Below are 13942 nucleotides of genomic sequence, written 5' to 3' on the forward strand. Positions count from 1 at the left end.
TTTCGGTTTAACCGCTACCTTCGGCTTTTGCTTGCTCTTCAAGACGAGCCACAGCGGGCTGGCAACGCAGATCGACGAATAAGCGCCGCTCGCCAGACCGATAATCTTCGCCAGGGCAAACAGCTTGATCGATTCGCTGCCGAACAGGAACAAGCAAATCGCCACGACGAGCACGGCGGCAACGGTATATAAGTTCCGCGCCATCGTCTGCCAGATGCTCGCGTTGACCATCTCGGCAAGCTGTTCCTTAGTTTTATATTTGCCGAAACGCAAGTTTTCGCGGATCCGGTCAAATATGACGATTTTGTCGTTGATGGAATAACCGATCGTCGTCAACACGGCCGCGATAAACGGCAAATCGACCTCGAGCTGGAACAGCGAAAACAACGTGACGACAAAAAAGGCGTCGTACAAAATGGCGACGATGGCCGCAACCGAGAAACGCCATTCGAACCGGATAATGACATAAAGCATAATGGCAACGCTCGCGATAATAACCGCGTAAATCGCCTTTTGTCCGAGCTCCTGCGCCATATCGGGCGATACGACGTTTACTTCGAAGGAAGCTTTGTCGCCGTATGTGTCCGTGAACGCCTTCTTGACGGCGTTCACCTGGTCCTGATTCAGCACCTCGTCGAACCGGGCGGATACGCGGTCGCCGTTGTTGCCGCCGACTGTCGGCGTGACATCCTCGAAGCCCGCTTGCTTCAGAAGATCGTCCGCCTGCGTTTGCGTTATGCTTTGGCCCACTGTAATATCCATATTCGTGCCGGCTTTAAAATCTACTCCGTAGTTCAAATTAAATACGAGCAGCGATATAATGCCTAGCACGGTCATAATGCCGGAAAACCAGAAAAACTTCTTGCTGTGCTTTACAAAATCGAAACGGATCTTCGTATTAAAGTTCACGGATTTCAGACTCCTTCACTCCGTAGTATGACGGCTTCCTGAACAGGTTGCTCTTGATCAGCAGATGGATTAGCAGACGGGACAGGAAGACGTTCGTCACGATACTGACCAGGATGCTGAAGATCATCGTGAGCGCAAAGCCGCGGATCGCGCCGTTGCCGACCCAATACAGGACGATGCTTGCGATAATGTTCGTTACGTTGGCGTCCATGATCGTACGGAACGAGTTTTTGGAACCGGACTTAAGCGAAGAAAGCAGGCTTTTGCCGCTGCGGATTTCTTCCTTGATCCGCTCGTACATAATAATGTTGGCGTCCACCGCCATCCCGATCCCCAGCACGAACGCCGCGATGCCGGGCAGCGTAAGCGTCGCGTCCATAAGCCAAAACACAAGAATAAGCAGCCATGTGTAGGTAATGACCGTTATAGCCGCCACGACGCCGGGAACGCGGAACAATGCGATTAAGCAAACGAGAATGATGGCCGTACCGATCAGGCCGGCTTCCACCGTCTCTTGCAGCGACTGCTGTCCAAGCTTCGCTCCTACGCTCTGGGTATATTTTTCCGTCAGCTTGAGCGGCAAGGCGCCCATGTTGATCTTATCCTTCAAATCGTTTGCTTCGTCCAGCGTAAAATCGCCGCTGATTTGCGCCGTTCCGCCGCTGATGGCGCTGTTGACCGCCGGATTGGAAATCATCTCGTCGTCCAAGTAGATGGCAAGCGTCTGACCGATCAGCTCCCTCGTGACATCCTCAAACAGCTTCGCGTCCTTCAATTTTATCGTTACGAGCGGATTGCCCATTTGGTCGTATTCGACTTTCGCGCCGTTCTCGACGAAGTCGGTGCCCTTGAGCTTAACGGTGCCGTCCGGCGCACGGAAGGTCAAATTGACCGGCTCGCCGAGCATTTTGCGCACTTCGTCTTCGTTCGTGACGCCGGCAAGCTTGACCCGAATCCGGTTCGACCCTTCCGTCGTAATTTCCGGCTCGGCGATACCGAGCTTGTCGATACGCGATTCCAGGCTTCGCGCCGTTTCTTTCAACGATTGCGGGGTTACTTCTACGCCGCCTTCCAAAGGAGCCGCTTCGTATAAAATTTCGAAACCGCCTTTTAAATCCAATCCTAGCCTAATGTCCTTGACTAGCGAAGGGCTCGTCCAAGCGATAACGCCAAACATGACGACTACGATCGCAAGGAAGGCAGCTAATCTCTTCCAGTTCATAGTATCCTTTGTCCCCCTTAAGATCTCAATATTCCTATTATAGCGGTGCTTAAAAAACGAGTCAAAAAAAAGAAACCGCTTTTCTCTCAAAAAGGGTTTCCTTTAAATGCGCTCATCGTTAAATAATTCATGAATTGGGTAGCCTTTAGCGACAAAATGTCGTTCACGATTTCGTGGATGGCCGGCTCGCCCTTTTTCGCGTATTTCGCGCTGACGCACTGCCATATTTCTTCGCCCGTCACATGCTCGTAGCCGATAAGCCTAAACTCCTCCGCCTTGCTGATGCACAGCTCTTTAATGGCATCGTCCCAATTCTCCCTCATGCGCCGTGCCCTCCTTTTGCAAGCCATATCAACTCTATTAATTCGCTGTGCGCTCGCCTTTTCCTGCCCGCCCGCCGCCCTTTCGGCAAAAATGCGTGGCATGCACCCGGACATGCCGCGCATAAAGATTTAGTACAGGCTCGCGCGGAAAAAAGGCGGCTTAAGCCTGCAGCCAATAATCCGGTTAAATGAGGGACGTACAGATGACCAAGCAATCGTTTATTAAAGGGGCTATGATTCTGCTGGCCGCCGGGGTGATCAACCGGCTTCTCGGCTTCGTGCCCCGCATCGCGCTCCCCCGCATCATAGGGGCCGAAGGCGTCGGCTTATACCAGCTCAGCTACCCGTTCCTGTCCGTCCTGCTTACGATCATTACGGGAGGAATACCGCTTGCGGTCGCGAAGTGGGTCGCCGAAGCCGAATCGGCCGGCGATTCGGCGCGCATCAAGCATATCGTCCGGACGGCTCTTGGCATAACCGTCTCGCTGGCCGTCGTCATGACTTGCGCTCTTCTGCTCTGCGCTCCTTGGATCACCACGCATCTGCTGCCGGACAGCCGGGTCTACTGGAGCTTCGTATCGATGGCGCCGATGCTTGTCATCATCGCGGTTTCATCCGTATACCGCGGCTATTATCAAGGCAAGCAGAACATGATCCCGACGGCCGTCTCGCAGATCGTCGAGACCGTATCGCGAATTATATGCCAGCTCGGATTCGCTTCCTTCTTTTTGCAATGGGGACTCGAATGGGCCGCCGCCGGCTCGATGCTTGGCGTGCTGGTCGGCGAAGCGGCCGGCCTGGCCGTCATGCTGTGGACCTTGTCCCGCGAAAAACGAAAAAATCGTAAAACAAAAAAGCCCAATACTCAATTGGGCATCCCCTTCCCCGAAGCGCCGGAACGCCAAGAGCCTGTCCTGGGGAGGCTGCTCCGTTTATCGATCCCCGTCACGGCCAGCCGGATGGTAGGGGCGCTCTCTTATTTGCTTGAATCGATATTTACAGCCCGGAGCCTGGCCGCCGCCGGCATCGCGACCGGCGTTGCGACGGCCCAATACGGCGCGCTGCAGGGCATGATTATACCGCTTGTGCTGCTGCCGACCGCTTTAACCTATTCGCTTGCCGTTTCCCTTGTTCCTTCGTTATCGGAAGCGGCGGCGAAAGGCGACAAGGCCGCCATCCATAAGCGGCTTCACCAATCGATGCGTTTATCTCTAGTCGCGGGCGCGCCTCTCGTCGTTTTTATGACGCTGTTCGCCGAGCCGATCTGCAGGCTGCTGTACAAGCATGCCGAGATTGCTCCGATGCTGGCATGGATGGCTCCCGTCGGCGTGTTTATCTATTTGCAGGCTCCGCTGCAAGCGGCCCTGCAGGCGTTAGACAAGCCGGGAACCGCGCTTATGAACTCCTTTGCCGGAGCCGTCGTGAAACTTCTCCTTATCTTGGTTCTAGCCTCCAACCCGGCTTACGGCATTAAAGGCGCTTTGATCGCCATCAACGTCAACATTGTGCTCGTCACCGTTCTTCATGCCGTCAGCGTCATGCGAACGATCGGTTTCCGCATGAATTTGCTTGACTTCGTCAAGGTAGGAGCGGCAATGATCGTGATGGCGGGAGCGGCCCGCTTTACGATGAACCACGAGCCGCTCTCCAGAGAATGGAGCAACTTGCTGGCTGCCGTCGCCGCAAGCGCCGCGGTCTATTTGCTCCTTATGGTTTGGATGCGGATCATCGACCGTCAAGACATGCGCCGCATTCCGGTTATCGGAAGATGGTTCCGTTAACGCTCGGCGGATCGGAACAAGCCTTGCGGAGCGTCGAAGTGCAGGAGGGCGCCACTACCGCTTTCTGTCCATCGTATCCACAAACAAATTCCCTTTGTGATCGATCGTGCACAGAAAAACATCCTTAAAATCGCGAACGCCTTTTTCCTGAAGCACGTTTTTCAGCCAAAAACGCGTTTTTTCCAGCTTCTTTAAATTCTCATCCTGAACCTTGCCGTCCATAATTAACGGTATCGGCAGCAATTCGAACCGGTATTTATGAGGAATGGTAACGTTGTCCGTCTCCGGGGTTTCGGCCGCCGCTTCTTTGCTTGCTTCCTCCGCGCCGCCGGTGTCGCCGTTGCCGGCTTCATTGCCCTCCGCCTGCTCCGGGGATTTGGGTAAAATCGAAAGCTTGCCCGACGTTTCCAAAATGGCAAATTCGACGTCGGCGACGTTTTGAATTTTATTTTCGCGAAGCTGCAGCATGAGATCGTCCAAGTTGTAACGCTGCTTGCGCATCATCTCGCGGTCCAGCTTTCCTTTGGATATGATCAAGCTTGGTTTGCCGTCGAACATAAGACGCAGCTTCCGGTTTTTTAGAATTAGCCAGGATATGCCGAGCTGAACGACAAGAAGCGCGGCCATCGGCAATACGCCTTCCCATATCGGCCGCTTCGTGTCTTCGATAATCAGCACCGCTATTTCGGCGATCATGATAAAAATGACCAAATCAAATACGGACAGCTTTCCGATCTCACGTTTGCCCATAAAGCGGATGACGAGGAAAACGACAACGTAAATAATCAGCGTCCGGGTCAACAGGCTCCACAACTCCACAGGATTACGCCTCCTTGGCACAAGTGTATCTGTATTGCCTATTGTCACCTGCCGCCATATGCCGCATGCAGTTTTACGATGCACGAATATATGGCAAATGAACGGCTGTCCCTCGGGAAAATGGTACTATTCCGCCAGGCTTGGCCATATGGATTAGTAATACGGGTATTGATTTGGAGGGATAGTCGATGAGTGTGGCCAAACAAACAAATGCGCCAAAAATAAGCTCGCCGTTTCTTGCCGGCATTTTGTGGTCCATTATTTGGCTTGCGGCCGGCGCCTTGCTGTTATCGCTGCTGCTGCAATACAGCAACGTGAAGGAAGACAACCTGCCGATGTATTCGATGGTCGTTCACGGCTTCTCCGCCTTTGCGGGAGGCTTCGTATCCGCTAAGCGTTCGGGCAGGAGAGGCTGGTACTACGGAGGGTTTCTGGGCTTGCTGTACGGCATCGCCATTCTGCTCATCAGCTTTCTGGCGGTTGACGCATCCTTGTCGCTGCGAAGCTTGACGCTGCTGTTGACCGCGTTGCTGACGGGAGCTTTAGGGGGCATCATCGGGGTAAACCTGGGCCGGTCGTCCTAAAATAAAAACCTGCCGCCGACAAACACCGTTTGTCGTATACGGCAGGTTTTTTAAATTCTCGCCGAAACGGTTCGTCCTTTGATAAGGACGACAAAATCGTTTCCGCTTGCGTTAAGCTTTCTCTTCCGTCGCGGCAGGCGCGCTGCTTACCACCGTGTTGATCGCACTGCGTTCAAACGTCATGCGCGTCGTATCGTTGACGCGAAGCACTACGGTATCGTCGGTTAATTCAACGATGGTGCCGTGGAGGCCTCCGATCGTCGTAATCTTATCGCCCTTCTTCAGTTGGCTAAGCAGCAGGTTGCGCTGCTTCTGTTTCTTTTGCTGAGGACGAATAAGCAGAAAATAAAAGACCGCAAACATCAAAATAAACGGCCAGATCATTTGCCAAATGCTGCCGGTCGTACCGCCGGCCGCTGTTTCCGCCAATAACATGGATATCCCCCCTTTCAAAATCCTTTTTCGTTGTCTTGCATTCCGTATTTTTCAAAAAACTCGTCGCGGAAATCAAGCAGACGGTCCTCCATAATGGCTTCCCGGACGTTCTTCATCAATTGAATGAGGAAATGCAAATTATGGTAAGTTGTCAGCCTGATTCCAAATGTTTCGTCCGCCTTAATCAAATGTCTGATATAGGCTCTTGAGTAATTTTGGCATGTATAGCAGGAGCATTCCGGGTCAAGCGGCCCGAAATCCTCCGCGTAAGCCGCGTTGCGGACGACAAGCCGGCCTTGGCTCGTCATCGTTGTCCCGTTGCGGGCAATGCGGGTAGGCAAGACGCAATCGAACATATCGATGCCTCGGATCGAGCCTTCGACCAACGCATCGGGCGATCCGACCCCCATCAAATAACGGGGTTTCGTGCTTGGAAGCAGGGGTACCGTATAATCCAGCACCTCGTACATCAGGTGCTTCGGTTCGCCGACGCTCAAGCCACCAATAGCATAACCCGGGAAATCCATGGAAGTCAAATCGGCCGCGCTTTGTCTGCGAAGGTCTTCGTACATGCCGCCTTGAACGATGGCGAACAAAGCTTGGTCGTGCGGACGGGCATGCGATTTCAGGCAACGTTCCGCCCAGCGGGTCGTCCTCTCGAGCGACTGCTTCGCATAAGCGTGATCCGCAGGATAAGGCGGGCATTCGTCGAACGCCATCATAATGTCGGGGCCGAGAGCGTTCTCGATTTCCATCACCTTCTCCGGCGACAGGAACAGCTTATCCCCGTTCAGATGGGAGCGGAATTCCACCCCTTCCTCGCTGATTTTGCGCATTTCGCTCAAGCTGAACACCTGAAACCCGCCGCTATCCGTCAGAATCGGCCGGTCCCAGTTCATAAACTTGTGAAGGCCGCCCGCTTTTTTGATGAGCTCATGACCCGGGCGGAGAAACAGATGGTATGTATTGCTTAATATGATTTGCGCATTCATCGCTTTGAGCTCTTCCGGGCTCATCGTCTTTACGGTAGCCAGCGTTCCGACCGGCATAAAAGTCGGGGTTTCGATAACGCCGTGAGGCGTATGGACGCGGCCAAGTCTCGCGCCGGATTGCTTGCATACCTTAATCAATTCGTAAGTAACTGCCACGTTTTTACGCCATCCTTTGTAAGTAACCTCTATCCTTAAGAAGGACTTATGGGGGGATGCTCCCCCATGCCCCTTTAAAAACTATTTCCTAACCAAAGGCTCGAACCAACCCAAAGACTCCCAACCAAAGGCTCCCAACCAAAGGCTCCCAACCCCCTAAATCCCCCTTGTCGTAAGGGGGACTCCAAGGGGCGTAGCCCCTGAAGGCCACCCCAAAAGGAATAACGAACTTTGCCGCAGAGATGCCTATAAGATCATCTGCTTATGGGTAATATCCCTTTTGCTCAGAATCTTAACCCTTGGAATCAACGTCGTCTCCTCTTCTGAGTCTCGGGGATACTGCCGATAAGGGAAGGAGAACCCGTAATTCCGATCAACATCCGTTCATAAACCGGTATTACGTATATCGGAAAGTTCGGTTTCATTTTATTCGAAAAAAATCGAAACCAAAGCGAAGCGCCGGCCAGAGATGCCGGCTAAGCCCGGGAAAACGGCAGGGCTTAGTTCTTGTAAATAAACATCGCGTCGCCAAAGCTGAAGAAACGGTACTCGCGTTCAACGGCTTCGGCGTAAGCCTTCATGATAAGCTCCCGGCCGGCTAACGCGCTTACGAGCATAATAAGCGTCGACTTCGGCAGGTGGAAATTGGTCAGCAAGCAATCCACCAGCTTGAATTCATAGCCCGGATAGATAAAAATATCCGTCCAGCCGCTGGATTCGCCGACGGGCCGTCCGGCCTCAGCCGCCTCGGAGGCGACGGTTTCGAGCGTACGCGCGGACGTCGTGCCGACGGCGACGATTTTGGAGCCGCGCTCCTTCGCTTCCCGGATAATGGCGGCCGTTTCCGCGCTGAGCTCGTAATATTCCGAATGCATCGTATGCTCTTCAACCGTCTCCGACGACATCGGACGAAACGTGCCCAAGCCGACGTGCAAGGTGAGATACGCGATAATTACGCCTTTGTCGCGCAGCTTCCGCAAATACTCCTCCGTAAAATGAAGCCCGGCCGTCGGAGCGGCCGCGGAACCTTGACGCTTTGCATAGACAGTCTGGTAACGGTCCCGCTCCTCAAGCCGCTCTTTAATGTAAGGGGGAAGAGGCATTTCGCCGAGACGGTCGAGCAGCTCCTGAAAGATGCCTTCATAAACGAACCGGATAGTCCTGCCCCCCATGTCGGCTTCTTCCTCGACGACCGCCTTCAACAGCGGCGTACCGTCTCCCCGGTCTCCAAACCAGATTTCGGTCCCCTTCTTCAACCGTTTGGCCGGCTTCGCAAGTGTCTCCCAGCGGTCGTTGTCCAGCTGCTTTAGAAGCAGCAGCTCCGCTTTGGCGCCGGTATCGGCCTTCATCCCGATCAGCCGCGCCGGAATCACCTTCGTATCGTTCAGAATCAATACGTCACCGGGCGCGATGTAATGCTCCAAATCGGTAAACATCCGGTGCTCGATAGAGCCGGTTTCCCGGTTTAAGGCGAGCAGCCTGGAGCCTGTCCGGTTCGAGAGCGGCATCTGGGCGATTAGTCGTTCCGGCAAATCAAAATCAAAAAGATCAACGTTCATTGGTAGATATCATTCCTTAACGATTTCGACGTCTTTATAGTAGTATTTCAAAATATATTGGTAGTCATACCCTTGCTCGGCCAGACCGTACGCCCCGTATTGGGACAATCCGATGCCGTGCCCGTTGCCTGTGCCCGTAAATCGGAACGACGGTTCCTTCGTTGCCGTACGCACATCGCCTTGCCCGTTCAAAATAAATACGTTAGGCTCCGTCAATTGCTTCGCTTTGCCGTCCGCGCCCATCACGTACAGCGGCTGGGCATTGCTCGTGCGAGTCGCCGTAGCCGAGCTTCCGCTCATCACGATTTTCGCCGTCTCGTCAACGGTGAATTTCGTGCTTGGGAGCGAGCCGAGCGCCGAACGGAATTTATCCGGGTATTTCACCCCGAGCTCCGTGCCGTTGACGTTCATGGCCAGCACGCGTCCCGATTCGCCGCGTTCCGTCACCTGAAGCGACCAGATGGAGCTTGGCACGGTCGATGTAATGTTGTTTTTCATCGAAGCGAGAAGCTCGCTTGAGGTGAATGGCCCTCTCACCCAGCTCATCGCATTCGATTGGACGGTCTTCTCGACCGCCACGACCTCCGTCCCTGCGGCGGCTGTCGCAACGGCCGGCACGTTGCTTTGGACAAGCGGAATTTTACGAACGTCGGCACCGGATACTCCGACCGTCATAATCGGTTTCCCCGCCGCATTTTTTCGTCCCGTGTCCGTCAATTCGCTTTCCTGAATGTAACCGACCACGCCGCTTGGCAGCACCGAGCGGTACCAATAGCCAAGCCCCTTCTCCGCGATGCTGTCGGCCGGGCTTGCCACGCTTTTCAAATAAGGGACCGCATTGCCCCACACCTCGGTCGCATCGGATGTCTTCCCGCCGCCATTCGAGGAGAACAGCGCTTCGATCAGCTTGCCGTTGTACAACAGAACTTCTCCTGCGGTTGCGTCAACGGCCGCCCTTGTCGCGGGCGTCTCCGCACCCGTGCCTCCGTATGCTTCGCTCAGGACGCTGTCCACGACATGCGCGATCTGGAAGCCGAAGCCTTGATACAGCGCGTACGTTCTGGCCGCCACCGCTTGCGCTTTCAACGCCTCGGCCGGCCAGGAAGCGTACATTTCGGATCCTACGACCGAATACAAATATTGCTCGAAAGGAAGTTCGTTGACGACGGCAAGCCTGTCGTTCAAGACGCTGATTTCGAACGAGCCGCGGTAGGTGCGGTTATACCGCTCCGTAAGCTTGATCGGATCGTCGCCCGCTGGCGAAACCCATACCTTCATTTCGTTGCCCGGAATAAGATACATGCTTGCGGAAGCGTCAGCCTTCGCCGTAATCGAATGATCCGTACGCTTGATCAGATAAAGCTCGCCGTCCGCCGCCCGCTGCAGGCTGGAAGATACGGCGGCCGCTTTCGTCTGTACGGCGGCAAGAGCCGTTTCGTCCGCAGCGGAGCCGACCAGCACGGTATACTTCAGCGTCCCGCCGTCGGCCTTGTTCAAGGCGACATAAGCGTCGACCCCGGCGTTGCCGAAAGCTTTTGCCGCATTGACGGCCTCCGCCTCCGTGCCGTAGCTGCCGCCTTTCAAGTGAAGCGGTCCTTGCAGCTCGGGAGCGTATCCGCCGCTCAGCTTCTGAAGCTCTTGATCCGCCTTCCAGCGGGCCTGCGCAGCAGAAGCGGCCGAAGCGGTCGCATAGACTCCTTCCGTCACTTGATAGACAGTCTGGCCGTTTTTCCATAGAGAGAATAAAAACCCGGTCCCCGATGCCGACTGCACCCGTTTAAATACGGATAGCGCCGTGGCGAAATCAGCCGTCTCTACCAATTTGACCTTATAATCGTCCCGCGAGAAGCGCACTTGCTCGCCCGCGCCCGCGGCAAACCAGCGCTCGGTGCCGGCAGGCTGCCTAACGCCGACGCTGACGCCTCCGGTGGACGATAGCGTTGCGGCCCCCGTGTTAACGGTGTACTTGCCCGGGTAATTCAAGAAGATGCCGACCCGGATCGTATCAAGCCCCGGCACCGCCCCTTGCGAAGGAGTGACGCCGAATACGGACATCAACAAGATGCCGATCGTCGTCAGCAAAGATACGCGGCGCAATGTCCAACTAACATTCATCATTCGTACTTCCTCTCTATTTTCGCTATAGTCTTCATGGATTTCTATCCGGATAAGGAAGCTTCATATGGCGATAAGCCTGCTCCGTGGCGATCCGGCCGCGCGGCGTCCGCTGCAGAAACCCGATCTGCATCAAATAAGGCTCGTACACGTCCTCAATCGTCTGGCTTTCTTCGCCGATCGTGGCGGCAAGCGTATCAAGGCCTACCGGCCTTCCCGCAAACGACGTCATCATCGAGCGGAGCATCTTGTGATCGATATAATCGAGCCCCATCGGATCGACCTGCAGCAGCTCCAGCGCCGCGTTCGCGATGTCATGGGTGATGATGCCGTCGCCCCGCACCTGGGCGAAATCGCGCACGCGCTTCAGAAGCCTGTTCGCAATGCGGGGCGTTCCCCTGGAGCGCATGGCGATTTCCTCCGCGGCTTCGCCCGCAATGGACATGTCCAGCAAATCGGCCGTACGCGACACGATAAAGGACAATTCCTCGATCGAATAATATTCGAGACGGCTGACGACGCCGAACCGGTCCCGCAGCGGCGCCGACAGAAGTCCCGCTCTCGTCGTAGCCCCGATCAGCGTAAACCGAGGCAGATCGAGCCGCACGGAACGCGCGCTTGGCCCTTTGCCGATCATAATGTCGAGGGCGTAATCCTCCATCGCCGGATAAAGCACTTCTTCCACCGCGCGGGACAATCTATGAATCTCGTCGATAAACAATACGTCGCCTTCCTGCAAATTGGTAAGCAAGGCGGCCAAGTCGCCCGGCCTTTCGATCGCCGGTCCCGAAGTCGTCCGCAGATTGACGCCAAGCTCATTCGCAATAATATTGGAAAGCGTCGTTTTGCCAAGTCCGGGCGGACCGTAAAGCAATACATGGTCAAGCGCTTCCTTGCGCAGTTTGGCCGCTTCGATATAAACCTTCAAATTTTCCTTCGCTTTTGTTTGTCCTATGTATTCCGACAAGTAGCGGGGGCGCAAGCTGAGCTCCGCTACATGCTCGTCCATCATCAGATTGGCGGATATGATCCGGTCCTCCATCAAGCTTCACTCCTTCCCCGATCAGCCTTTGAAGAGCTGCTGAAGAGCCCGTTTCATCAAACTGTCCACGCTTTCGTCCGCCGTCACGCTTTCCTGCAGCCCATGCCAAGCTTTATCCAGCTCGGCCGACGTATAGCCAAGCGCCATCAGCGCTTCCCTTGCTTCCTGCCACGCCTTGCTGCCCTCCCGGTCGCTCGGATGAACCGCGAAATCGGCCAGCAAGCCGGCCGCGGCAAGCGAACCCGCTTCCCCGTCCAGCAGACCGAACAGCTTGTCCTTCAAATCCAGCACCATCCGCTGCGCCGTTTTTTTGCCGATGCCGGGCAGCTTGGTCAGAAACGCGACATTCTCCTGCTGAATCGCCGCGATAATCGTTTCGGGCTTGCCGCCCGCCAGCACGCCGAGCGCCACCCGCGGTCCGATGCCGGAAACGTCGATCAGCTTGCGGAACAACGTCTGCTCGTCTCTCGTCTGAAAGCCGTACAGCAATATGGCGTCCTCCCGTACATGCTGGTGAATATAAATGGTGACGGGCTCCTCGTTCCTGGCAAAAACATATGGATTGGGCGTAAAAACCCGGTACCCGATATCTTTTACGTCTACCACGATATATTCCGTTTCAAGATGGACAACGCGGCCCTTTAAATAATCGATCATGGATGCACCTCGTTCAGTTTTCGCTTCATTACGACGGAATGGGCATGGCAGATTGCCACGGCAAGAGCGTCCGCGACGTCGTCGGGCTTCGGAATCGCCGCCAGCTTCAGAAACATCTTGACCATCTCCTGAACCTGACGCTTCTCCGCATTGCCGTAGCCAACGACCGCCTGCTTCACCTGAAGCGGCGTATATTCCGCGATAGGCAGCCCGCGCTGAGCCGCCGCCAGTATAATGACGCCTCTTGCCTGACCAACGGAAAAAGCCGTCGTTACGTTGCGGTTGAAAAACAGCTTCTCGACCGCCACTTCGTCCGGCTTGTACTTATCCATCAGCGCGCCTGCCGATTCGTACACGGTAAGAAGCCTCTTCTCGGGAGGCATATGCGCTTCCGTCTCGATCGAACCGTATTGCACCGGGACAATCTTATGACCGATTTTATCAATAAATCCGAAACCCGCGATCGCGATGCCGGGGTCTATGCCAAGAATGCGCAAAACGCCAACTCCCTTATTTTTAAAAAAACAGACGCATGCTTCTGCTTAAGTAGACTCTATTATAGCAAATCTTCCACGGAATGAGAACACGCGTTTGACGGGATAAAAGAAAGCCCCTTCGTAAGAGACCCCGACGAGATAAAAAAACAAGAGGCGTTCCGGAATAAACGCCCCTTGCAGTCAAAACTGGTTATTGTCCTTGCTTTCCAGCGCGTAGTCGCTAAACGTGGACAATACGCTGTTGTACTCATCCATGTCGTTGATTTTTATGCCGCCGATGAGCTGCTTCAGCTTATCCTTCGGCAGGCTGCTTTCCATATAATTGACGTCGAGCTGAAAAAAAGTCCGCATCACTTTTTCCTGGCGGGGCAAGCCTTCGAACAACGATAAATTGCCGTTGCGGTCCAGCCCCATATAGATATCGCTGCGGCAAAGCGGCGACAGCTCCTCGACCTGCTGCTCCATCACCACTCTGCGGCGTTCCTCCGCAAACGACGCCGTCCATTCCGGATGGGTGCGGATAAGCCGGATAATTTGGCCGGCCCTCATCCGGCCAAGCTCCTTCGTCTCCTCGCCGCAAATGTAAATGCGGTGAACGGTCACGTCAATGAGCCCGTCCCGCTTCTCAAGCTCGTTTATAATCCGGGCCTGCGGTTCCGGCGGAACGGGTGCCGCGGGATCCGCGGCGGCCTCGTTTGGCGCCGCTCCCGCGCCCAGCATAAACAAAGCGACGCACCCTAATGCCAGAAGACCTCTTCGACCTCTGCGGAGACGTTTTTTTAATTGCTTCCATAAGCTGAACTGCAGCATGAAACGTACTCCTTTCACTTTTTGGCTTATTGTTCCTCCTT

The 13942-nt window shown here is 54.8% G+C and carries 14 protein-coding genes; 2 read left to right on the forward strand and 12 right to left on the reverse strand.

Translation table 11 applies throughout. The features are described from left to right. From secF to ACFSW5_RS00525, 3 genes are all read right to left on the reverse strand, one after another. The coding region (gene secF, locus ACFSW5_RS00515; RefSeq protein ID WP_379268575.1) for a protein translocase subunit SecF at positions 1-909 on the reverse strand (909 nt) is incomplete at its 3' end. Beyond that, positions 899-2131, reverse strand: coding sequence for a protein translocase subunit SecD (gene secD / locus ACFSW5_RS00520; RefSeq protein ID WP_379268577.1), 1233 nt, complete (start codon positions 2129-2131; stop codon positions 899-901). The genes secD and secF, both read right to left, overlap by 11 nt. Positions 2132-2217: 86 nt before the next feature. Next, positions 2218-2454, reverse strand: a complete 237-nt coding sequence (locus ACFSW5_RS00525) for a post-transcriptional regulator (protein ID WP_379268579.1) — start codon at positions 2452-2454, stop codon at positions 2218-2220. Between the two features lie 203 nt (positions 2455-2657). Here ACFSW5_RS00525 and spoVB point away from each other — a divergent pair, with 203 nt between their 5' ends. Further along, the gene (gene spoVB, locus ACFSW5_RS00530; protein WP_379268581.1) at positions 2658-4235 is read left to right on the forward strand and encodes a stage V sporulation protein B; all 1578 of its coding nucleotides are present in this window, start codon (positions 2658-2660) and stop codon (positions 4233-4235) included. A 54-nt stretch (positions 4236-4289) separates the two neighbouring features. On the opposite strand, the gene ACFSW5_RS00535 is transcribed toward spoVB, so the two are convergent. Beyond that, positions 4290-5054, reverse strand: a complete 765-nt coding sequence (locus ACFSW5_RS00535; protein WP_379268583.1) for a YetF domain-containing protein — start codon at positions 5052-5054, stop codon at positions 4290-4292. Between the two features lie 188 nt (positions 5055-5242). On the opposite strand from ACFSW5_RS00535, the gene ACFSW5_RS00540 reads away from it, so the two are divergent. Further along, positions 5243-5638, forward strand: coding sequence for a TIGR04086 family membrane protein (locus ACFSW5_RS00540; RefSeq protein WP_379268585.1), 396 nt, complete (start codon positions 5243-5245; stop codon positions 5636-5638). 111 nt (positions 5639-5749) lie between these two features. Here the strand turns inward: ACFSW5_RS00540 and yajC are convergent, their stop codons facing one another. The 8 genes from yajC to ACFSW5_RS00580 form a co-directional block, all read right to left on the reverse strand. Continuing rightward, positions 5750-6073 (reverse strand): preprotein translocase subunit YajC, encoded by a 324-nt coding sequence (yajC, locus tag ACFSW5_RS00545; protein WP_379268587.1) that lies wholly within the window; start codon positions 6071-6073, stop codon positions 5750-5752. Positions 6074-6087: 14 nt separating this feature from the next. After that, the gene (tgt, locus tag ACFSW5_RS00550; protein WP_379268589.1) at positions 6088-7221 is read right to left on the reverse strand and encodes a tRNA guanosine(34) transglycosylase Tgt; all 1134 of its coding nucleotides are present in this window, start codon (positions 7219-7221) and stop codon (positions 6088-6090) included. A gap of 500 nt (positions 7222-7721) precedes the next feature. After that, positions 7722-8780: a tRNA preQ1(34) S-adenosylmethionine ribosyltransferase-isomerase QueA gene (gene queA / locus ACFSW5_RS00555; protein WP_379268591.1), complete on the reverse strand. Its 1059-nt coding sequence runs from the start codon at positions 8778-8780 to the stop codon at positions 7722-7724. 9 nt (positions 8781-8789) lie between these two features. Further along, positions 8790-10898 (reverse strand): SpoIID/LytB domain-containing protein, encoded by a 2109-nt coding sequence (locus ACFSW5_RS00560; RefSeq protein WP_379268593.1) that lies wholly within the window; start codon positions 10896-10898, stop codon positions 8790-8792. Between the two features lie 31 nt (positions 10899-10929). Further along, positions 10930-11937: a Holliday junction branch migration DNA helicase RuvB gene (gene ruvB / locus ACFSW5_RS00565; RefSeq protein WP_379268595.1), complete on the reverse strand. Its 1008-nt coding sequence runs from the start codon at positions 11935-11937 to the stop codon at positions 10930-10932. Between the two features lie 21 nt (positions 11938-11958). Next, positions 11959-12594 carry a Holliday junction branch migration protein RuvA gene (ruvA, locus tag ACFSW5_RS00570; protein WP_379268597.1) on the reverse strand — a complete coding sequence of 212 codons (636 nt, stop codon included), beginning with the start codon at positions 12592-12594 and terminating at the stop codon, positions 11959-11961. Continuing rightward, positions 12591-13091, reverse strand: a complete 501-nt coding sequence (gene ruvC, locus ACFSW5_RS00575; RefSeq protein WP_379268599.1) for a crossover junction endodeoxyribonuclease RuvC — start codon at positions 13089-13091, stop codon at positions 12591-12593. The genes ruvA and ruvC overlap by 4 nt, the downstream gene beginning before the upstream one ends. Before the next feature lie 180 nt (positions 13092-13271). Beyond that, a complete protein-coding gene (locus ACFSW5_RS00580; RefSeq protein WP_379268601.1) occupies positions 13272-13901 on the reverse strand; it encodes a BofC C-terminal domain-containing protein in 630 nt (209 codons plus the stop codon). Positions 13902-13942: the final 41 nt, after the last annotated feature.

Source organism: Paenibacillus thailandensis, from assembly GCF_042685365.1.
In the GTDB taxonomy this organism is placed as follows: Bacteria; Bacillota; Bacilli; order Paenibacillales; family Paenibacillaceae; genus Paenibacillus_AP; species Paenibacillus_AP thailandensis.